12 protein-coding genes are annotated in these 20,818 nt (G+C 59.0%); 8 read left to right on the top strand and 4 right to left on the bottom strand.

The genetic code is table 11. From position 1 onward, the window contains the following. The first annotated feature begins 20 nt into the window (after window positions 1–20). The 3 genes from aceE to JNN07_04460 are packed head-to-tail and all read left to right on the top strand — an operon-like array spanning window position 21 to window position 5,208. Entirely contained in the window at window positions 21–2,720 is a 2,700-nt protein-coding gene (gene aceE, locus JNN07_04470; protein ID MBL9166974.1) for a pyruvate dehydrogenase (acetyl-transferring), homodimeric type, read from the top strand. A gap of 26 nt (window positions 2,721–2,746) precedes the next feature. Beyond that, window positions 2,747–4,594, top strand: a complete 1,848-nt coding sequence (gene htpG, locus JNN07_04465) for a molecular chaperone HtpG (protein ID MBL9166973.1) — start codon at window positions 2,747–2,749, stop codon at window positions 4,592–4,594. Window positions 4,595–4,626: 32 nt separating this feature from the next. Then, complete coding sequence (locus JNN07_04460) at window positions 4,627–5,208, top strand: methyltransferase domain-containing protein (GenBank protein ID MBL9166972.1); 582 nt, start codon at window positions 4,627–4,629, stop codon at window positions 5,206–5,208. A gap of 414 nt (window positions 5,209–5,622) precedes the next feature. Here the strand turns inward: JNN07_04460 and JNN07_04455 are convergent, their stop codons facing one another. Continuing rightward, window positions 5,623–6,297: an AIM24 family protein gene (locus JNN07_04455; GenBank protein MBL9166971.1), complete on the bottom strand. Its 675-nt coding sequence runs from the start codon at window positions 6,295–6,297 to the stop codon at window positions 5,623–5,625. A gap of 83 nt (window positions 6,298–6,380) precedes the next feature. Then, window positions 6,381–6,926, bottom strand: a complete 546-nt coding sequence (locus tag JNN07_04450; GenBank protein ID MBL9166970.1) for a hypothetical protein — start codon at window positions 6,924–6,926, stop codon at window positions 6,381–6,383. Window positions 6,927–7,030: 104 nt separating this feature from the next. Here JNN07_04450 and JNN07_04445 point away from each other — a divergent pair, with 104 nt between their 5' ends. After that, window positions 7,031–7,642 (top strand): dephospho-CoA kinase, encoded by a 612-nt coding sequence (locus JNN07_04445; protein ID MBL9166969.1) that lies wholly within the window; start codon window positions 7,031–7,033, stop codon window positions 7,640–7,642. Between the two features lie 413 nt (window positions 7,643–8,055). After that, window positions 8,056–10,260 carry a 1,4-alpha-glucan branching protein GlgB gene (gene glgB / locus JNN07_04440; GenBank protein ID MBL9166968.1) on the top strand — a complete coding sequence of 735 codons (2,205 nt, stop codon included), beginning with the start codon at window positions 8,056–8,058 and terminating at the stop codon, window positions 10,258–10,260. Here the strand turns inward: glgB and JNN07_04435 are convergent. Then, window positions 10,223–11,758, bottom strand: coding sequence for a UbiD family decarboxylase (locus JNN07_04435; GenBank protein MBL9166967.1), 1,536 nt, complete (start codon window positions 11,756–11,758; stop codon window positions 10,223–10,225). The two genes, glgB and JNN07_04435, sit on opposite strands and share 38 nt — an antisense overlap. A 341-nt stretch (window positions 11,759–12,099) precedes the next feature. Between JNN07_04435 and JNN07_04430 the strand changes: the two genes are divergently transcribed. Both JNN07_04430 and JNN07_04425 read left to right on the top strand, forming a co-directional pair. Next, on the top strand, window positions 12,100–15,603 hold the full coding sequence (locus JNN07_04430; protein ID MBL9166966.1) for a pyruvate carboxylase: 3,504 nt from the start codon (window positions 12,100–12,102) through the stop codon (window positions 15,601–15,603). Between the two features lie 49 nt (window positions 15,604–15,652). Beyond that, window positions 15,653–18,040, top strand: a complete 2,388-nt coding sequence (locus tag JNN07_04425; protein MBL9166965.1) for a hypothetical protein — start codon at window positions 15,653–15,655, stop codon at window positions 18,038–18,040. A gap of 319 nt (window positions 18,041–18,359) precedes the next feature. Here JNN07_04425 and JNN07_04420 read toward each other — a convergent pair whose 3' ends face one another. Beyond that, window positions 18,360–19,367, bottom strand: a complete 1,008-nt coding sequence (locus JNN07_04420; protein ID MBL9166964.1) for a hypothetical protein — start codon at window positions 19,365–19,367, stop codon at window positions 18,360–18,362. Between the two features lie 222 nt (window positions 19,368–19,589). Between JNN07_04420 and JNN07_04415 the strand changes: the two genes are divergently transcribed. Beyond that, on the top strand, window positions 19,590–20,339 hold the full coding sequence (locus tag JNN07_04415; protein MBL9166963.1) for a sulfite exporter TauE/SafE family protein: 750 nt from the start codon (window positions 19,590–19,592) through the stop codon (window positions 20,337–20,339). Window positions 20,340–20,818 lie beyond the last annotated feature (479 nt).

Here is a 20,818-nt window from a genome sequence, read left to right as displayed (position 1 = left end):
AAGCGTTGAACTCTCAGAGTATGTCGAATCCTGATCCTGCCTCGGAGCGAGAGGTCCGATCGTCGGACGGCGACGAGACCCGGCAATGGTTTAACTCTCTCGAGAACGTGCTCGAGGTGTCCCTCCGTACCAAAGGGGGGGATCAGATCCCGGGGTTTCTCGATGGCTTGATCCAGCGGCTGCGCGGCTCGGGCATCAAAGTCTCGCCCACAGTCAACACTCCCTACATCAACACTATCCCACCGGAGGAGGAGCCTCCCTTTCCGGGCGACCGTGAGTTGGAGAACAACATCAAGAGCTATATTCGCTGGAACGCGATGGCGATGGTGGTGCATGGCAACATGATCTCCGATGGCCTCGGCGGGCATATCAGCAGCTACGCTTCCTGCGCGACTCTCTATGAAGTCGGTTTCAACCACTTTTTCCGCGGTGGCGATGATGGTCCGGCGGACATGATTTACTTTCAGGGCCATACGACCCCGGGCAACTACGCCCGCAGTTTTCTGGAAGGCCGGCTTTCGACCAACCACCTGATGAACTTCCGTCGGGAGCTGGCGGAGGGGGGCGGGCTTTCTTCGTATCCGCATCCCTACCTCATGCCGGATTACTGGCAATTTCCGACGGTATCGATGGGGTTGGGTCCCATCAACAGCCTGTATCACGCCCGCTTCCTGCGCTATGTGCGGGCCCGGAAACTCCACACGACGGAGCGCGAGCCTCGGCTGTGGTGCTTCGTGGGGGATGGCGAGAGCGACGAGCCGGAGACGTTGGGGGCCATCGCCATGGCGGCCCGGGAGAATCTGGACAATCTGGTCTGGGTGGTTAATTGCAACTTGCAACGTTTGGATGGTCCGGTCCGCGGCAATAGCAAGATCATCCAAGAGTTGGAGGGTGTGTTCCGCGGTGCTGGCTGGAATGTTATCAAGCTCATTTGGGGCAGCGACTGGGACCCCATTTTTGCCAACGACCGTCACGGCCTCGTCCTTCGGCGGTTGGAGGAGTGTGTGGACGGAGACTTCCAAAAATACTCGGTCAGCCCGGGCAGCTACATCCGAAAGCACTTCTTTGGCAAGTATCCGGAGCTGAAAAAGCTGGTGAACCATCTGACCGACGATCAGCTGCGCAAGATGTTGCGGGGCGGCCACGATCCCAAGAAGGTCTATGCGGCGTATCACGCTGCGGTCAACCACAAGGGCCAGCCCACGGTGATTCTGGCGCATACCATTAAGGGCTATGGCCTGGGCGAGGCGGGCGAGGGGCGTAACATTTCGCATCAGCAGAAAAAGATGAACGAGAAGGAGCTCCGAGAGTTCCGTTCCCGATTCAATATTCCCATCAGCGATGAAGACATCAACGAACTGCCGTTCTACAAGCCCCCGGCAAACAGCCCGGAGATGAAGTACCTGCTCGAGCGCCGCAAGGCTCTGGGCGGATCGCTTCCGAAGCGGAACGCCGTTCAGCCCAAGCTGGAGATCCCCAAGCTCGAGGATTTTGGTCAGGCGGCCTTGAAGGGCGGCGGTCATCGTGAGGCCTCCACCACCATGGCCTTTGTCGATTTGCTGAAGCGGCTTTTGGATGACAAGAAGATTGGGAAGTATATCGTTCCCATCATTCCGGACGAGGCCCGAACCTTCGGCATGGAGTCCATGTTCAGCCGATACGGAATTTACAGTTCGAAGGGGCAGCTTTATGAACCCGTCGACCGCGAAACGCTGAATTTCTATCATGAGGCCAAGGACGGCCAGATTCTGGAGGAAGGCATCACCGAGGCTGGATCCATGGCCTCGTTTGTGGCCGCCGGAACCGCCTACGCAAACCTGGGCGTTCCCACCATCCCGTTCTTCATCTACTACTCGATGTTCGGTTTTCAACGGGTCGGGGATGCCATCTGGCTGGCGGGCGACAGCCGCGCCAAGGGCTTCTTGTTGGGCGCTACCGCCGGCCGAACCACGCTGAACGGCGAAGGACTGCAGCATCAGGATGGGCACAGCCAGCTCATCGCTTCCACGGTTCCGAACCTGATGACCTATGACCCGTCCTTTGCCTACGAGATCGCGGTGATCATCGCGGACGGCCTGAAGCGCATGTATCACGACGGCGAAGATCTGTTTTACTACCTGACGGTTCACAACGAGAACGTCGTGATGCCGCCGATGCCGGAAGGCTGCCAAGAAGGTATTCTGAAAGGCCTGTATAAGTTCAAGCCCGGACCCGGCAGCTCCAAGGTCAAAGCCCACCTGTTTGGCAGCGGGGCAATCATGGGCTCGGCCCTCAAGGCGCAAACCATTTTGGCGGAGCGCTACGGCGTGTCAGCCGACGTGTGGAGCGCGACGAGTTACCGCTTGTTGCGCAACGACGCGCTGCGTTGCCAGCGCTGGAACATGCTGCATCCGACGGAGAAGCCCAAGAAGTCCTATCTCGAGACCGTGCTGGAGAAGGAGAAGGGCGTCTTTGTATCGGTGTCGGATAACGTGAAGCTCGTGGCTGACCAGATCGCTCCCTGGGTTCCAGGCGGGTTGATGACTCTGGGCACCGACGGATTTGGACGCAGCGAGACGCGTCAGAATCTGCGCCGCTTTTTCGAAGTGGACGCCGAGTGCACCGTGGTTGCCACCCTTTATCAGCTGTGCCGCAAGGGTGAGATCGGCCGGGAAGTGGTCGCCAAGGCCATCAAGGAGCTGGGTGTAAATCCTGAGAAGGTTTTCGGGTACTGTCTGTAATCATCACTTGAACTGAAGAGCACATCATTATGGCTACGGAATCGCATTCATTTCAGGCGGAGATCCAGCAGCTGCTGGACATCGTCATTCACTCTCTCTACACGGATCGCGAAATTTTCATTCGCGAGTTGATCTCCAACGCGGCGGATGCCTGCGAGAAGCTTCGCTTTCTGCAAACCTCTGGGCAGGCGGTTGCCGATCCGAGTGTGGCCCCAGGCATACGCATCACGACCGATGAAGCGGCCGGGACGATCACCTTCTCCGATGCCGGCATCGGGATGAACCGCGAGGAGATGGTTGAGAATCTCGGGACTATCGCTCACTCGGGCACGAAGTCCTTCCTGAAGCAGTTGGCCGAGGAGAAGAAGGGCGACGCCAAGCTGATCGGACAATTCGGCGTCGGGTTTTACTCGGCCTTCATGGTGGCCAAGCAGGTGACTGTGGTCAGCCGATCGTATCGGGCCGAGGATGCGTCCTGGCGATGGGTCAGCCAGGGTACAACGGGCTATCAGATTGAAGCCTGTGATGCCGCCGCCCGGGGCACCACCATTACCTTGGAGCTGAAGGACGACACCAAAGACTTCTCCAAAGAGTCGGAGGTAGAGCGGATTATCAAGCGGTACTCGAGCTTCGTGCCTTTTCCGGTCGAGCTGAATGGAAAGCGACTGAACACGGTTCAGGCGATCTGGACCCGTAGTCGGAGCGAGATCAAGGAGGAGGAGTACACCGAGTTCTACCAGTTTCTCAGCCACGAGCAGCAGGCTCCCTTGTTGCGATTGCACTTCACGGCGGATGCCCCGCTCGCGATTCAGTCGTTGGTATTTGTGCCCGCCTCGAACTTTGAGAGCATGGGCTTTGGCCGCGGCGAGTCGGAGGTGCACCTTTACTGCAAAAAAGTGCTCATTCAGTCCAAGCCCAAGAACCTTTTTCCTGAATGGCTGCGTTTCTTGAAGGGCGTCGTCGACAGCGAGGATCTGCCGCTCAATATCTCCCGCGAGACGATGCAGGACACCGCCTTGATGCAGAAGCTGAACAAGGTTTTGACCTCGCGGTTCCTGAAGCACTTGGACGAAACTTCGGAGAAGGATCCGGAGCTCTACACCAAGTTCTATGCGGAGTACAACCGCTTCATCAAGGAAGGGGTCGTCGTCGACTACACCCACAAGGAGGCCTTGGGCAAGCTGCTGCGCTATGAGTCCTCGACCTTGGAAGCCGGCAAGCAGACCTCCTTGGCGGACTACGTGAAGCGCATGCCGTCGGAGCAGAAGGAGATCTACTGTCTGCTGGCTCAGAATCGCGAGGCCGCGCTCAGCAGCCCCTATTACGAGGTGTTTGCTTCCCGGAAGTTTGAGGTGCTTTTCCTCTATGACCCATGGGATGAGTTTGTGGTCGAGCACTTGGCATCGTTCGAAGGCAAAACCTTGCGTCCTGCCGAGAAGGCGGAGCTGGATCTTTCCGAGAAGGTGCAGGGCGGTCTCACGGACGAGCAAGCGGAAGCGCTCTCCAAATGGCTCAAGGAGTCGCTGGGGGACAAAGTCAACGAGGTGCGTGTCTCCAAGCGTTTGGTGGACAGCCCGGCGGTGGTGGTGGACAGCGACAAGTTCATGACCGCTTCCATGCGCCGTCTGCTGCGTACCGCCAAGCGAGACACGGCTCCCGGTCCTGGCAAGTGCGACTTTGAGATCAACCCGTCGCATCGCCTGGTATCCCAGCTGGAAGGGCTGCGCCAGAAAAACGCCGGTTTGGCTGGCAAGGTGGCCGAGCAGCTGTTTGACAATGCCCGAGTGGCCGCCGGCCTGATGGAGGATCCTCGGGAGATGTTGCGTCGGGCGAATGATTTGCTGACGGAGCTCCTAGAATCCAAGCAGGCGTAGCATCTTCGGTCTAACCGATCCATCCATCGATCATGGCCGAGACAGACTGGGAGCAGCGCTATCAGACCGGGGACATGCCTTGGGAGAAGGGTGAGGCTTCCCCAGGGTTGGTGGATTTCGTGGCTGCCTACCAGGGGCCCAAGGGGCAGTCGGTCTTGGTGCCGGGCTGCGGGACCGGGCATGATGTGCGGGTCTTCGCTGGGGCTGGGTTTCAGGCGGTGGGCCTGGATTTGGCACCTTCGGCCGTGAGTCTTGCTCATGAGCGTACCCAAGCCGCGGGCCTCTCGGCAGGGTTTCACCGTTCGGATTTTCTGTCCGACCCACCTTTGCGCCCATTCGATTGGGTTTTCGAGCATACCTTGTTCTGCGCGATTCAGCCTGAGCGACGCGATGATTATGTCCAAGCTGTGCACCGCTGGCTCAAGCCCGGAGGAGATTACTTGGCGGTGTATTACCTCATCGACGATACCGAAGGTCCACCCTTTGGCAGTACGCGGGAAGAGATTGCGCGACGCTTCGAATCCCGTTTCGAGATGAAGAAGCAGTGGGTCCCGCGGTCCTATCCCAATCGAACTGGCCTGGAGTGGATGGTCTGGTGGCGGGGGAAGCCTTAGGGCCGAAGCCGAGAACCCGCAGGGTTTAAAGAGATTAGCCGGGGCCTGAAGCGCAGCGACACCCCCGGTCTGTCGGCCCCCCTATTCAACAGAACCCTGAAAGGCGTGCCACCCGTCGGCGAACGGACTGACGAACTGCTTAGGTTCCTTGGGTCCGGTAACGCAAGTCTCAGAAGCCGGTGGCATCGCTGCGCGATGCTCCGTACCTTTAGCCTAAAAAGGAGAATGGAAACCACGGATTGCGCGGATCTAACGGATGGGCAAGGAATTGAACGGAGGACCTCATCACTCTAAAAGGGACCGGGACCTCGCGTTAGAGAATGTCACAAATCCTTTTTGATCCGTGTCAACCGAGAAATCCGTGGTTAATCCATTCCCGTTTTTAGGCTTAGGAACCCGACTGGACCACTCGACTCAGGACTCAGACTTGTGACCCAGCGCCGAGAGGCTTTGGTAAAGCCGCTGGCGCCAAAATGGAATAGGGGCCATGAGGACTGTTCCGGAGCCTTCATAGATCCGAACCATCCCTTCCCCGGAGGTCACGCTGCTGAGCAGGCTCTTCGTGGCCTTTTGAACGGTGTACCGGAGCGATGTTTGTCGCGCGATCACGTAGCGTCCGTCCACCACGAGCCGATCGTTATTCAGCTCCAACACCTCGACCGGCCCTTGGGCATTCAGGACCACTTTGCCCTGGCCGCCGACCTTGGTCTGGAAGTCGAGCACGCCTTCGCCGCTTTTGAAGGCCGTCAGCGCGCTCTCCCGATGTATGTCGACCGTGACGCCCAGGTCGGAGGCCCAGTAGGCACCGTCCTCGAGAATCCAGTCCTTTCCGCCCGTTTCAAAAATGTGAAAACCGCCCAGGGAAGGTTCGAGGAACAATTCCCCTGAGCCGGTGTAGGTGGGACGGAAGATGGTTTCGCCGGTGGCCACGGCCTTGAGAAATCCGCCTAGGGAGGGTGCCTTGGACTCCAAGGCGATCTGGCCTCGCATGTAGTAGAGCGCACCTGACTCCGCGCGAACGGCGTCGTTCTCGAGGGTGATTTTTACCAGTCGCACGCCTTCCTGTTCTACGATTTCGAATTTCGTCATGATGAGAGTGAGTTAAGAGCGCTGACGTTTTGAGCCCGCTCCGCAGTTCACCGCCAAGAGGTCGGGGAACCACGGATGCCATGCTAACCGCGGTAGACGATGAGCAGACCGTAATCGGTAATCCAGGCTCGACTGGCCAGATCTTGGTGGGTGTAACTGAACGGGCTGATGCTGATGACATTGGATTCGCCCACCTTTCCCAACCATTGGCAGACGTGTTCGTCAAAGTGATCCTTGCCCACCTCAACGTGGTCGGAGTGGCGGAAGCTCTTCACGCGCATCTGACGGTCACTCTCCTTGGCGGCAACTTCCAGAGTGGTGAGCGGCTTGCTGATCAGCATTTCTGTGGGCCCCTCGTGCACTGGGACTACGAAATGCTTAAACTCCTTGGCTGCCGCGGAGCTTGCCATGGCGTTCATCACCTTATGTGAAGAGAAGGACGTCGCGGATGCGGGTGTCGAGGCCGGCGTTTCCGGCGGGGGCGCGGTAGGCGCTGGCTCCGGGGCGTCCCCGGCTGCGGGCACCGTGACCGTTCGGCTGCAGCTTGGACACTCAATTTCACTCCCCGCGCCAGCCGCATCAATCGAGAGTTCGGTCTTACAGTGAGGACATTCAAAAATGATATCCATAACGCGATGAGGTATCAGAGGTTAATTAAGCGGATACTGGCGCGGAGTCCGGGGTAAGGCCAGAAAAAACGGGGTGCTTTTTGCGCTTGAGGCGGAGGCTCCAGATGAGTAGACGAAGCCCTGTGAAGCTGATTGGGTTAACTGGCGGAGTGGGCATGGGAAAGAGCACATCGGCGGCGTTGCTCCGAGAGCGGGGCGTACCGCTGATCGACACGGATGAAGTGGCGCGTGAGATTGTTGAGCCAGGACAGGCTGCGTTGAACGAGATTCGCCAGGTCTTCGGCGATTCCGTGATCGATCCGGCCGGACGCCTGCGGCGAGACATGCTTGCCCACATTGTGTTTGCCAGCGAGTCCCGTCGTCGTGACCTCGAGGCCATCATGCATCCGCGCATTCGTGAACGATGGGAGGCTGAGGTGCTGCTGTGGCGACAACGCGGTGAGCCGCTGGGTGTGGTGGTAATCCCATTGCTTTACGAAACGCGGGCCGAAGCGGCCTTTGAAGCGGTCGTTTGCGTCGCTTGTTCCGCGGTGACTCAGGAACAGCGGCTGTCGCGTCGCGGGTGGTCACCCGAGGAATCCAAGCGCCGTATCCGCTCGCAATGGCCGGTCCAGAAGAAGATGGAGCTTTCGCGGTTTGTGGTTTGGACCGAGGGGGATCTCGAATCACATCGCGCTCAGTGGCTCAAGATTCTGGGGACTCTGGGGGTAGGTTAGGCCAAGGATGCACAGGCCTGCTCGTTCTCGTTCGTAATCGTAATCGTAATCGTAATCGATCCGGCTGTTTGTCGCCGGAAAAACGCAAAGGTGCGGCGTCGTGCCCTCAGCTTTACCTCCAAAAATGGGGACTAGACAAGCTGGGCAACGCCGGCGTTTCTCACTTTGTCGGCAGGGCCCGAACCCGCAGGGTTCAAAGAGATTTAGCCGGGGGTGCTGTCACCCCCGGAACTCTTAAAAGTACGGAGCATCGCGCAGCGATGCCACCGGCTTCCGAAGCTTGCGTCACCCTACTCAAGGAACCTAATCAGTTCATCAGTCCGGTCCCCTCCCTCCGCGTCTCTGTGGCTCCTCGTTTCATCCTGCTGGGGGCAGTGTTGACTTGGACTGCTCTCCCTCCTAGCGTGGGGTCGATGATTCTCACGCCTGCTGAACTCGACAGTCTGGTCCAAGTCCTGCATCGATCTCCCCATCAGCTGCTGGGCATGCATCCGCTCGGGGACGGGTCTGGCGTGGTGGTGCGCGCTTTTTTGCCCTGGGCGGAGAAGATTGAAATTCATCCGACGGTTGAGAAGAAGATGCCGGTGGTGCCGCTCAAGCGGGTCCATGAGGCTGGCGTATTCGAGGGACAAAGCACGGCTGCCAAAAAGGTTTATGCTTATGATCTGGTGGTGACTGACCACCAGGGTCAACGGCATCAGTTTCGGGATGCCTATTCCTTCCTGCCCACCTTGGGAGAGACCGATTTGTACCTGTTTGGCCAGGGCAACGAGAATCGGATCTATGACAAGCTTGGGGCGCAGTTGCGGGTCATCGATGGAGTTCTCGGAACCAGTTTTGCCGTTTGGGCGCCCAATGCCCAGCGGGTCAGTGTGGTGGGCGACTGGAACGGATGGGATGGACGGTGTCATCCGATGCGCCTGCTCGGGGTTTCCGGAGTTTGGGAAATTTTCATTCCAGGCGTTCGCGAAGGCGCACTCTACAAGTTTGAAATCCGCAACGCCCACGGCGCGATCGTTTTGAAAACGGATCCCTACGGATTCTTTTTCGAAGCGGCCCCCAAGAACTCGTCGATCGTTTGGGATACCCGCAAGTTCACTTGGTCGGATACCGACTGGATGGAGCGGCGCAAAAAGTGCGATCCGCTGCGGTCTCCCATGAGCGTCTACGAGGTGCACATTGGATCGTGGCGCAAGAAAAACGCGCTCGAGTCGTTGAGCTATCGCGAGCTGGCCGGCCCCTTGGTGGAGTATGTGAAGAAAATGGGATTCACCCATGTCGAATTGCTTCCGGTGGCTGAGCATGCCTTTTATCCATCGTGGGGCTATCAGGTCACGGGCTTCTTCTCGCCCACGACCCGCTACGGAACGCCGGATGATTTTCAGTACTTCGTCAACGCGATGCACGAGGCCGGCATTGGCGTGTTGATGGATTGGGTGCCGGCGCATTTCCCGCGGGACGATTGGGCACTGGCCAACTTCGACGGAACCGCGCTGTACGAGCATGAGGATCCGCGCAAGGGTGCCCATCAGGACTGGGGCACGCTGATCTTCAACTTCGGCCGACACGAGGTTCGGAATTTCCTGACCGCGAACGCCCTTTACTGGTGCGAGCGATTCCACATTGATGGCCTGCGGGTGGATGCGGTGGCGTCCATGCTCTACCTGGATTACTCCCGCAAGGAAGGGGAGTGGATTCCGAACGAGTTTGGTGGACGAGAGAATCTCGAGGCGGTCAGCTTCCTTAAGCATTTCAATCACGTGGTCCACACCGAGCAGCCGGGCGTGGTCACCATCGCCGAGGAATCAACCGCTTGGCCCATGGTGTCGCGGCCACCCTATCTCGGAGGTCTCGGTTTTTCGCTGAAGTGGAACATGGGTTGGATGCACGACACGTTGAACTACTTTAAGAAGGACCCGATCCATCGCAAATACCATCAGAACGACCTGACCTTCGCGATGCTGTATCACGGCAACGAGAACTTTGTGCTGCCGCTTTCGCATGACGAAGTGGTGCACGGCAAAGGTTCTCTCAACCGCCGCATGCCGGGTGACGACTGGCAGAAGTTCGCCAACTTGCGGACCCTGCTGGCCTATCAATGGCTATTCCCCGGCAAGAAGCTGATGTTCATGGGCGGAGAGTTCGGTCAGGTGGATGAGTGGAATGCCAATGCGAGCCTCGATTGGTGGCTGCTCGATGCGGGTCCATTCCACTCAGGTTTGCAGCGCTTCGTGGCCGACCTGAATCGTGTCTACTCGGCCCACGCGTCACTTTGGCAAAGTGATTATGATCCGGAAGGGTTCTTCTGGGTGGACTGTTCCGATCACGAGAACAGCGTGCTGTCGTTCATGCGCCAGACTCGCGATCACTCGAGCCGGGTTTTGGTGGTTTTAAATCTGACTCCAGTGCTGAGAACGGGCTATCGCCTAGGTGTGCCTGAGGGTGGAAAATGGCTGGAGGTCATCAATAGCGACGCCGGAACCTATGGCGGCTCCAACCAAGGTAACTTGGGTGGAATGAACACCGACCCGATTCCGGCGCATGGGCATCAGCAATCGCTGTTGCTGACGCTGCCGCCGCTCAGCGTGGTGGCGTTTTCTCCCGAACGAAAGAGCTGACCCGCGCCTTCACCGCTGGGTCCATGCGAATCACCGGGGGCCACGGCCGGTTGAATCCTTCGCCGGCGATCTTGCGGGTGGCGTCGATGCCTTGTTTGGTGCCCGCCCCGATCTGGCTGGTGGCATGATCGAGCACATCCGCCGGCCCACGCGTGAAGATGCTATCCCGCTGCGGATCGGTGTTGGCGCATAGCCGGAAGAGGACCTCACTCGTGTTGTGGACATCGACGTCATCGTCCACCACCACGAGGTACTTGGTGAACATCATCTGTCCCATGCCCCAGAGGCCGTGCATAATTTTGTAGGCCTGCATGGGATAGGTCTTTCGGATGCTGACAAACACCAGATTGTGGAAGACCCCTTCGGCTGGGAGAGCGATGTCCACGATCTCCGGGAAGTTCATCTTGAAGATCGGGAGGAAGAGCTTGAGGGATGCACTCCCGATATAGAAATCCTCCATCGGTGGAATGCCGACAATGGTGGCTGGGTAGACTGCATCCTTGCGGTGGGTGATGCAGGTGACGTGGAATGCGGGGTAGGGTTCCGGTAGGGTGTAGAATCCCGTATGGTCCCCGAAGGGTCCCTCCAGGCGCAGCGGTTCCTGGGGATCGATGTAACCCTCGATCACAAAATCGGCGTTGGCGGGGACTTCCAAGTCGTTGGTTTCGCACTTTACCAGTTCGATCGATTTCTTGCGCAGGTAGCCCGCGAGCAGGAACTCATCGAGGCCATCGGGCAGGGGAGCGGTGGCGGCGAAGGGATACATGGGATCTCCGCCCAGGAAGATGGCGACCGGCATGCGCTGGCCGGTTTCGTAGTAACGTCGGCCGTGGCGGGCCGCCACCTTTTGCAGCTGCCAGTGCATTCCGGTGGTTTTGTCGTCGTAGATTTGAACCCGGTACATGCCTACGTTTCGCTCGCCGGTGTCGGGATCCTGAGTGACCACGCAGGGCAGGGTAACGAAACGCCCGCCGTCCAGAGGCCAGCATTTCAAAATAGGCAGATCGAGCAGGGTAGGTTCGGGTCCAGATCGAGCTGTCAGCCCGGGCGCCTCGGGCCAACTCGACTGTCGCTGAGTCGGAGGATCGAAGTGGTGAATGGCCTCCTTGCATGGGCCGCTTTTGACACGTTTGGGTTTGGCGTGACGGAGGTCGACGGCGGTGCTGAGCAGCCTGAAGGCCTCGCGCAGGCTGGTGGGCGGCTTCGCCTTCATGAGCGAGCCGAGTTCGGCGGCCACGTGCTCGATCGATTCGGCCTCCATGCTCATCGCCATCCGCTTCCAGGAGCCGAGGGTATTGATGGCGACCGGAAACGGGGAAACCTTGCCATTCACGGTGGGTTTCTCAAAGAGCAGGGCTTTGCCGCCCCCCGGCTTCTTCATCTCTTGATCGGCCCATTCCGTGATTTCGAGTTCGGTGGCGACGGGGGTAGCGATTCGGATCAGCTCCCCGGCGTCGGCGAGGCGGTCAACGAATTCACGGTATGAGGCAAATGCCATAGATGGGGGTTAAGCTATCAATGGTTACCCCAATGATCAATGGGGAGGGAGGGACTTGATCGAAGATCGATCCGATTGAGCTTGTAGTTCTGTTTTCCGTCGAGCCCACGCTGGCCCCAGGCTCAGGAAGGGAGGAGGGCGCCGCCGGGAGGGGGGATCACCGTTCGTGAGTGCATGGGCGCTCGGCGCGGCTGGTCACTTCCAGTGCGCAGCCGTTGGGCAGGTCAGGGCTCGAGCAGAGTCTCGCCCTACCGGGTGACGACGGGTGGGTGGTTCTCATTTTCCCCTCACCAATCCTTTGCATCCGGATGGCGGGCCAAGTATAACAGCCGGGCTAACTTATGAGCTCAGGTACCCGTCATTCTTCCGCGTCTTCCGACACCGCGTCGGCAGTCCTGCCCCCGGCTAAAAAGCTGTTGGTGGCCAACCGCAGTGAAATCGCGATTCGCGTCTTCCGCGCCGCCACTGAACTCGGGCTGCGCACGGTCGCGATCTACGCCCAAGAGGACCGGTTGAGCGTGCATCGCTTTAAGGCGGACGAAGCCTATTTGGTCGGCAAGGGCAAGGGACCGGTGGCCGCCTATCTGGATATTCCGAGCATTGTGGCGCTGGCTCAGGAAAAAGGGGTCGATCTGATCCACCCTGGTTACGGCTTCCTCAGCGAAAACGCCGAGTTCGCCCGCGCTTGCGCGGCGGCTGGCATCACGTTCGTGGGCCCCAAGGCAGACTTGCTCGAGATGATGGGGGACAAGACCACCGCCCGTTCCCTCGCTCAGCGCCTGAATATCCCCACTCTCCCGGGCACCGAAGACCCTATCACCGACCGCGACGCCGCTATTAAAACAGCCCGCGATATCGGCTTCCCGCTCATCATCAAGGCGGCGTTTGGCGGCGGCGGACGCGGCATGCGGGTGGTTAAGACCCCCTCCGAGTTGGCACCGTTGTTGGACGAAGCCCAGGCCGAAGCAGGTCGCGCCTTCGGCAATTCGGCCGTCTTCCTCGAGAAATACATCCCCCACGCCAAGCACATCGAGGTGCAGGTCCTGGGCGATAAGCACGGCAATGTCCTGCATCTCCACGAGCGCGATTGCTCGGTGCAGCGTCGTCACCAGAAGGTGGTGGAGATCGCTCCGAGCGTGGGCCTGGATGATCATGTTCGCCAAGAGCTCTGCCTGGCCGCCGCCCGGCTTGCCAAGGAGATCGGCTACGACAACGCCGGCACGGTGGAATTCCTCTACGACCTGGATCGGAATGACTGGTTCTTCATTGAGATGAATCCGCGCATTCAGGTGGAGCACACGGTCACGGAAGTGATCACGGGCATCGACCTGGTTCGCGCGCAGATCCTGATCGCTCAGGGCCATTCCATGTTTGGAGATCTGGTGGGGCTTCCCGCCCAGGACAAGGTTCCCCGTCAGGGCTACGCGATTCAGAGTCGTGTGACCACGGAGGACCCGGAGAACAAGTTCACCCCCGATTATGGTAAGATTTTGACCTACCGATCCGCCGGCGGATTCGGCGTGCGACTCGACGGCGGCATGGGCTACGCCGGAGCGGTCATCACGCCCTTCTACGATTCGCTCTTGGTGAAGATCACCGCCTCCGGCCAGAACTTTTCCATCGCGCTCCAGCGCATGGATCGCGCCTTGCGCGAGTTTCGGATCCGCGGGGTGAAGACCAACATCCCGTTCCTCGAGAACCTGATCGCCAACGACACCTTCCGCGAAGGGCGGGCGACCACCACCCTGATCGACAACACCCCGGGGCTGTTTACTTTTAAACCGCGGCGGGATCGGGCGACGAAGCTGTTGAACTTCCTGGGGGATGTCATCGTGAACGGCAATCCTCATGTCAAAGGGTATAAGCAGGTGGGCCCAACGCCTCTGCCGACGCCTCCGACCTGCGATCACAAAGCGACTCCGGCCAAGGGCAGCCGCGATTTGCTCCTCGAGCTGGGTCCCAAGAAGTTCGCGCAATGGGTGTTGAAACAAAAGCGCCTGCTGATCACCGACACGACGTTTCGCGATGCACATCAGTCCCTGATGGCGACCCGGGTTCGCAGCTACGACATGCTCGCCGCGGCCGATGCCGTCGCGCGTCGCACCCCTGAGCTGTTCTCCCTGGAAATGTGGGGTGGAGCGACGTTCGATACCTCGATGCGCTTCCTGCGCGATGATCCCTGGCAGCGCTTGCGCCTGCTGCGCGAGAAGGTCCCGAACATTTGTTTCCAGATGCTGTTCCGTGGCAGCAATGCCGTGGGCTACAGCAATTATCCCGACAACGTCGTCGCTGGCTTCGTGAAGCATGCCGCGGAGGCCGGGATGGATATCTTCCGGATCTTCGACTCGCTGAACTATCTGCCCAATCTCAAGGTGGCGATGGAAGCAGTGCAGTCGACGCATGGGATTTGTGAGGCTGCCTTGTGCTACACCGGCGACATCCTGGATCCCAAGCGCACGAAGTATTCGCTGAAGTACTACATCCAGCTGGCGCGCGAGTTGGAGAAGATGGGGGCGCACATGATCGCCATCAAGGACATGGCCGGCCTCTGCCGTCCGTATGCGGCGCAGGCTTTGGTGAAGGCCTTGAAGGAGGAAGTGGGACTTCCAATTCACTTCCACACGCACGATACCAGCGGCATCAGTTCCTCGAGTATCATCAAGGCGTCGGAGGCGGGCGTGGATGTGGTGGATCTGGCGATTGCGAGCATGAGCGGCAGCACCAGCCAGCCGAATCTCAACTCGATCGTCGCGGCGTTGCAGAACACCCCGCGCGATACCGGCCTTAACCTGGATACCCTCAATGAGTTCTCGGACTATTGGGAACAGGTTCGCGAGCTGTACAAGCCCTTCGACACGGCTCCCAAGACCGGCAGTGCCGAGGTCTATTTGCATGAGATGCCAGGCGGTCAGTACACCAATTTGAAAGAGCAGGCGGCGAGCATGGGTCTTGGTCATCGGTGGCCGGAGATCGCCCGATGCTACGCGGAGGTGAATCAGCTCTTGGGCGACATCGTGAAAGTCACGCCCAGCAGCAAGGTGGTTGGGGACATGGCGCTGTTCCTGTTCACTCGTGGCATCAAGCCGCAGGATGTGGTGAATTTGGAGCCGGGCGTCACCCCGTTCCCAGCCAGCGTGATCGACATGCTGCGTGGCGGGTTGGGACAGCCGATGGACGGATGGCCTAAGGACGTGCAGAAAGTCGTCCTAGGGAAGGAAAAGCCGCTGAAGGGCCGTCCGGGCGCTGGGCTTGATCCCTTGAACCTCAAGGACGAGCGCAAGGCCCTGACGAGCAAACTCAAACGGGAAGCGACCGAAGATGATTTGTATAGCCACCTGATGTATCCGGAAGTCTTCGCGGAGTACGCGAAGTTCCAGCATCAATATGGCGATGTGAGCGTTCTGCCCAGCGGTTCGTTCTTCTACGGCCTCAAGCCCGGAGAAGAGATGAGCGTGGAGATCGAGCCAGGCAAGACGCTGTTCATGCGTCTGATCAATGTTGGCGCGGTGGACAAAGATGGCCGTCGCACGGTCACTTACGAACTCAACGGCATGACCCGTGAGACCCATGTGCTCGACAAGTCCGTCAAGGCGGTCGCCAAGACGCGCGCCAAGGCGGATCCGGCCGATCCGTTGCAGGTGGGTGCACCGATCCCGGGAATTATCACCAGTGTGAACGTGAGCGTCGGCAACAAGGTGGCCAAGTCCGCCAAGCTGTTCACCATGGAAGCCATGAAGATGCAGACCACCATTTATGCTGCGGCTGATGGCGTTGTCAGCGAGATCTTCGCCCAGGTGGGTGAAAGCGTCGAGAGCAAGGACCTCTTGATGAAGCTGCGTGCGTGAGCGGTCCTCTCCAGTCTCGGAGGCTGGGGCCTGGGCTGAGGAACCGGTCATGAACACGAGATCATGGTTCGCCGCCAAGCTGCTGGGGTTGCTCCTGGGCGTGTGGTGCAGTGAGGTTCACGCGGCTCCGGCTCAACGACGGATTCTTTACAACCTGGACGGTGACTCCTGCATGACGCTCAAGGCCGGGCGGAAAGGGCCTGGTCCCATCGACACCGCCGACCTGCGCCGGATCGTGGAGGAGTTGACGGCGAAGGGGAGTCAGGTGGACACCCTCCTCGTCTGCATCAATGCTCAGGTGCTGTACTTTCCCACCCGTGTGGGCACGTTGCGTGGGACGCTCTCCACTCCCGAGGAGCGAGAGAAGTGGCCCGAAGGCGAGCGGCAGCGCTTTCGCAACCTGCAGAGCTTCTTCGATCAAGGAATCGACCCCTACGCTATCATTTTGGCCGAAGCTCGGAAGAAAGGCTTAGAGGGCCTGCTGACGTTCCGGATGAACGATGCTCACGGAAACGACTTTTTACGGACCGCCTTCTGGCGGGATCATCCGGAGTTTCGATTGGGCAATGGCGCTCTGGATTTTGGGCAGCAGCCGGTTCGAGACTACGTGTTTGAGCTCATTCGTGAGGCCGTGCAGCGGTACGACAGCGATGGCATTGAGCTGGATTTTCAGCGGTTTCCCACTTACTTCCAGACCGGCACCATCGAGGAGCGAATCGCGCAGATGAATCCTCTCGTGGAGAGGGTGAGGGCGTTGCTGGACGACGAAGGGAAGAAGCGGGGGCGACGTTTGGTGTTGGGGGTGCGCGCTCCTTCGAATTATGGTCGCACGCCCCCCAGTGAAGCGGCTTCGCGAGAGATCGGGTGCGATCCGGTTGGCTGGGCCCAGCGAGGTTGGATCGACTTCCTTACCGTCAGCGAGTTTTTGTTCGAACGTTATGACCTGGCGATTCGGCCGTGGAAGCAACGTCTGCCCAACCTGCCAGTGTATGGGAGCATTGAATGCACCGAAGGTGGGACGCTGGAACAAAACCTGACGGCCACAAAGTATCGTCGCGCCGCCCGGCATCTGTGGAAAGACGGTGCGGATGGGATCTACCTGTTCAATTTCTTCACGACTCGCGAAAATGGGGCCGAAGCCTTCGAGCCGCCCTTCGAAGTGATGCAACAACTCGGTTCGCTGCCGACGCTGGAGAACTTCCCCATCCCGCCGTGGGAGACGAATCGATCGCTCGTTACAGTGAAGCGACAACTCTACGAGAAGCACCCCCAACCTCGCACAGCCGCGATGGTTGCGGTTCACTCAGTTGGCCCCCAGCTAGAGCTGAGGGAGTGGCGAGCCCGGGAAAGCGTGAGTGACGTCGCGGACCGTCAGCAAGCCCGCTGGTCGATCGATAATGGACGAACGTGGTCGCCTTGGGCGGCCCAGGCGGCATCATCTTTGGTCGACTATGGCACCATCAAGGCCACGGAGATCGGTTGGGGCGATGTGTTCGATCCCGCCTCGAAAAAACTAGTCCAAACCTGGCTGCGCCAAATCGAGATCCAGGGGGTTTTCTACAATGCGAGTTTCGTTCGCACCTCGGAGGATCAGGGTCGGACCTGGAGCGCGCCATCGGTTCTGCGGTATGAGTCGGGACCCGAGTTTGATTCCAAGAACCCCCTGCAGTCAGACTATCTACAACGGAACAATGGGTATCCTGGAAATCAGATCTTAGTAAGGCGGGATGGGAGCCTGGTAATCTGTCTGGCGCACGCCAATGCTCTCCGCGACTCCGGCAACGATCGGCGTCCGTGGCGGATGGGGGCCGTGCTCTTCTTGGGACGCTGGAATGTGCAGAATGCTGCGTACGAGTGGACACCGGGCGCCCGAACCGAGATTGAGCCGGAGCGATCGGCGCGCGGTTTGATGGAGCCGGAGGTGGCTGAGTTGACCGACGGACGTCTGCTGGTGGTTTGGCGCGGTTCTAACACGGGATGGGATGGCTCGGTCGCGAAGGAACCGGGACGCAAGTGGTTCGCGATCTCCGTGGATGGTGGTCGGAGCCTGTCTGCCGTTCAGGAATGGAAGTATGCCGACGGAGGCTCTTTCTACTCGCCGTCCTCGATCCATCGCATGATCCGCCATAGCGTCACCGGTAAGCTTTATTGGATCGGGAACATTTGCCTCGAACCGCCAGATGGGAATCTTCCGCGTTATCCCCTGCTGATCGCAGAGGTGGACGAGACCCAGGCTGCGTTGCGTCGGGAGACCCTTTCCGTGATTGAAGATCGCTATGCGTTCCAGGGGCCAGCGGTTCAGTTTTCAAACTTTTCCCTCTATGAGAATCGTGAAACTCACGACCTGGAGCTATACCTAACGACCTATGGACAAGAGCCCGATCCGAAGGATTGGGCGACCGCGGATTGCTATCACTACTCGGTGCAGCTGAAGTAAGCCGTAATACTAGCAGCGTCCACGAAGTTCGAAAGCGGGCCGTCGGAAATAGGAGAGGAGACATATTGCCCACGGAACACGCGGACCACACGGATCTGCAGAGGGACTTGCGAGGGCCGAGCCGACTGACGGTAACGTTCTTCTGAATTCCCTCCGACGCCGTTGCACTGCTCCTTCTTTAAGCAAAACATCAGCGGATCCGCTCTTTTTCGTAGGAAAAATATCTAGCAGCGTGTCGCGGCGCTTCCTACGTCATTCTTTAGTACCAATGAGGTTCAAAGCCGAGCACACATCGGGTGGGGACAAGTCCGACAGGCTGCTAGGGCATTTGGTTGAACAGGGCAGGGGCTGCAACCCTTGGAGGTGGCGGGGCTGAATACCGTCGCCAGCCGGGGAACAACGGGGTGGACGGAGCTCCTACGAACTCAAAGGAATAGCCCACCGTTTCGAACTGTTCGTGAAAGCGGGAGGAGACCATGGCCGCTTGGAATGCCCGTCGTTGCCAGTCTGACCATGCTCGCCATTGCGCCTCCGGACTGGGGGGAGGGACTTTCGCCAGGCTGTCGTTTCGGCATCTCCCCGAGTTGAGGTTTTCCTCTGAAAAAATAGCATCCAGATACTGGGGAGCCGGGTCGAGATTCCCGTTGGTCATCTTCCTCACGAAACCTTGATAGTGCTCGCGGCAGCCTTTCAGATCCTCGATGCGATAGTGGTCCATAGCTGCCTGTCCTGGCTCGGTTAAGAACTCCGTGCTGGCGCCGATGGTCTCCAGGATCGCGCTTACGAAACGACGCCTCTTCGGGTCGCTTTCGAGGTCACCGATTTGCTCGAGTATGGCATCGGCGACATTCGGCAGCCGGTTGATCCGGTCCTTGAATTGGAAATCGCAGACCTTGGCCATGCCTGGGCTCGCCTCCGAGTCCTGATGGATCGATCGGTATCGGGCTTCGGCGCGCGGTATGGCGTGACGAACCAGATTGGCAACGGTGAACCGGCGCAGGGGGGGACAGGTCCGAAGGCTCGCGTGGTAGGTCAGCACTGTTTCGGCGTGAACATTGCCATAGAAACCGACGCTTCGAAACCCTTCGAGCTCCTGAAACATTTGATCGATGGATCTGGGAGTCGCTTGAGGCCCCACGCAATGGGCGGTTAGAAACGCGGCGTGACGCTCCAGGAATTCTGGAGTGCTGACGTGATGGTAGTGAATCGAATTCGAGATGGGAGCTGAACCGCAGCTGCAGCAGATATCGGGGTGCTGGTTCAGGCTAGCTGCCAGCCAGCCTGCGGCCGAGGCACCTGAGGAAGTGACCAAAAAATAGCGTTTCATACGATGGTGTTTCGTGTTGGAAACCGACGGCTCGGCGGCATTTCTCTCCATCCCCTTTTGCCGGGAGCGTCTGCAGACCGTTGGGGTTAGAATCGGCATTCTCATCTTGGCCTTGAGGCCAATCCATGCCGCCCTACTGCATGGATTGGGCTTGAGGCACCCTGGTGAAACCCCGCTTCTCGGCCTTGCCTCTTGAGGCGGGCGTTGCGACTCTCTCGCCACATGTTGCCGGTCTTTACACCTTCCGAATGGCTGATGGCTTTGATCGCCGCCACCGGCGTGGGTGTATCCAAGAGCGGTCTGCCCGGCATCAGCCTGTTTCATGTGGTGGTGTTTGCGTCCCTGTTCCCGGGAGCGGCTTCCACAGGTGTGGTGTTGCCGATGTTGATTGCGGGTGACATCGGGGCGGTGTGGCTATTCCGTCGAAATGCGCAATGGGTGTATGTCCTTCGCACCTTGCCGCCGGCGTTGGTGGGCGTCGCTGTTGGATGGTATCTCATGGGACGATTGCCAGGGGCCAAGTTCGGTCCGTTGATCGGCGGCATCGTTTTGACACTCGCATTGCTCCAGTTGATACGGCACTGGCGTCCGGGCTGGTTCAACCAAGTTCCGCATTCCATTCCGTTTGCCTGGACTATGGGATTCCTGGCGGGGGTGACCACCATGATGGCCAATGCCGCTGGGCCGGTGATGGCGCTCTATCTTTTGGCGGTGAGCTTGCCCAAGGACGCGTTTATCGGCACGGGAGCTTGGTTCTTTCTGATACTGAATCTGCTCAAGGTTCCGTTTAGCTTGCAGCTGGGGTTGATCAGCGGTTCGACGCTTAGCTTCAATCTGTTGCTGTTACCCTGCATCATCGGCGGGCTTTTCCTGGGACGCCACTTGGTGGCGCGGCTCCCGCAGAAGTGGTTTGACAGCTTGGTGCTGGTGTTGGCGGTGGTAGCTGCGGCTCGGTTGATTTTTGGGTCGTGAGGTGGTGGGTGGTAGAGGTGGTAGGTGGTAGGTGGTAGGTGGTAGGTGGTAGGTGGTAGGTGGTAGGTGGTAGGTGGTAGGTGGTAGGTGGTAGGTGGTAGGTGGTCTTCTCGTTCCCGGCATCGGACTCGACAAAGTTTCCGACGAAGCTTCCGACAAAGGGTTTGGAAATCTGTCTCGAGTCCCCATTTCCTCGTGCAAATAAAAAGCGCGGCGGGACGAGCCCGCCGCGCTTGATTCGATTTGCTCCGATTCTCAGTTCGGGTTGTGGGGCGTGTTCTTCTATCGCACTGCTCATGAAGCATTTTGTAAGCGCCACGGACGATCGATCGGCGAGCGGAGGTCTCCATATCCGCCGGTGCATCCGACTGGCTCATCGACTCGAAGCTGGTCAGCGATTTGTAGAAAGCGCTCGGAACGACCTTTGCATCCCACCATCCGAGCAACATGGCCAGCGCGGTGGGCCCACAGCCTACCAA

The sequence above is a fragment of the Verrucomicrobiales bacterium genome (genome assembly GCA_016793885.1).
GTDB lineage: Bacteria > Verrucomicrobiota > Verrucomicrobiia > Limisphaerales > UBA11320 > UBA11320.
This window is presented reverse-complemented; position numbering and strand designations above follow the sequence as displayed.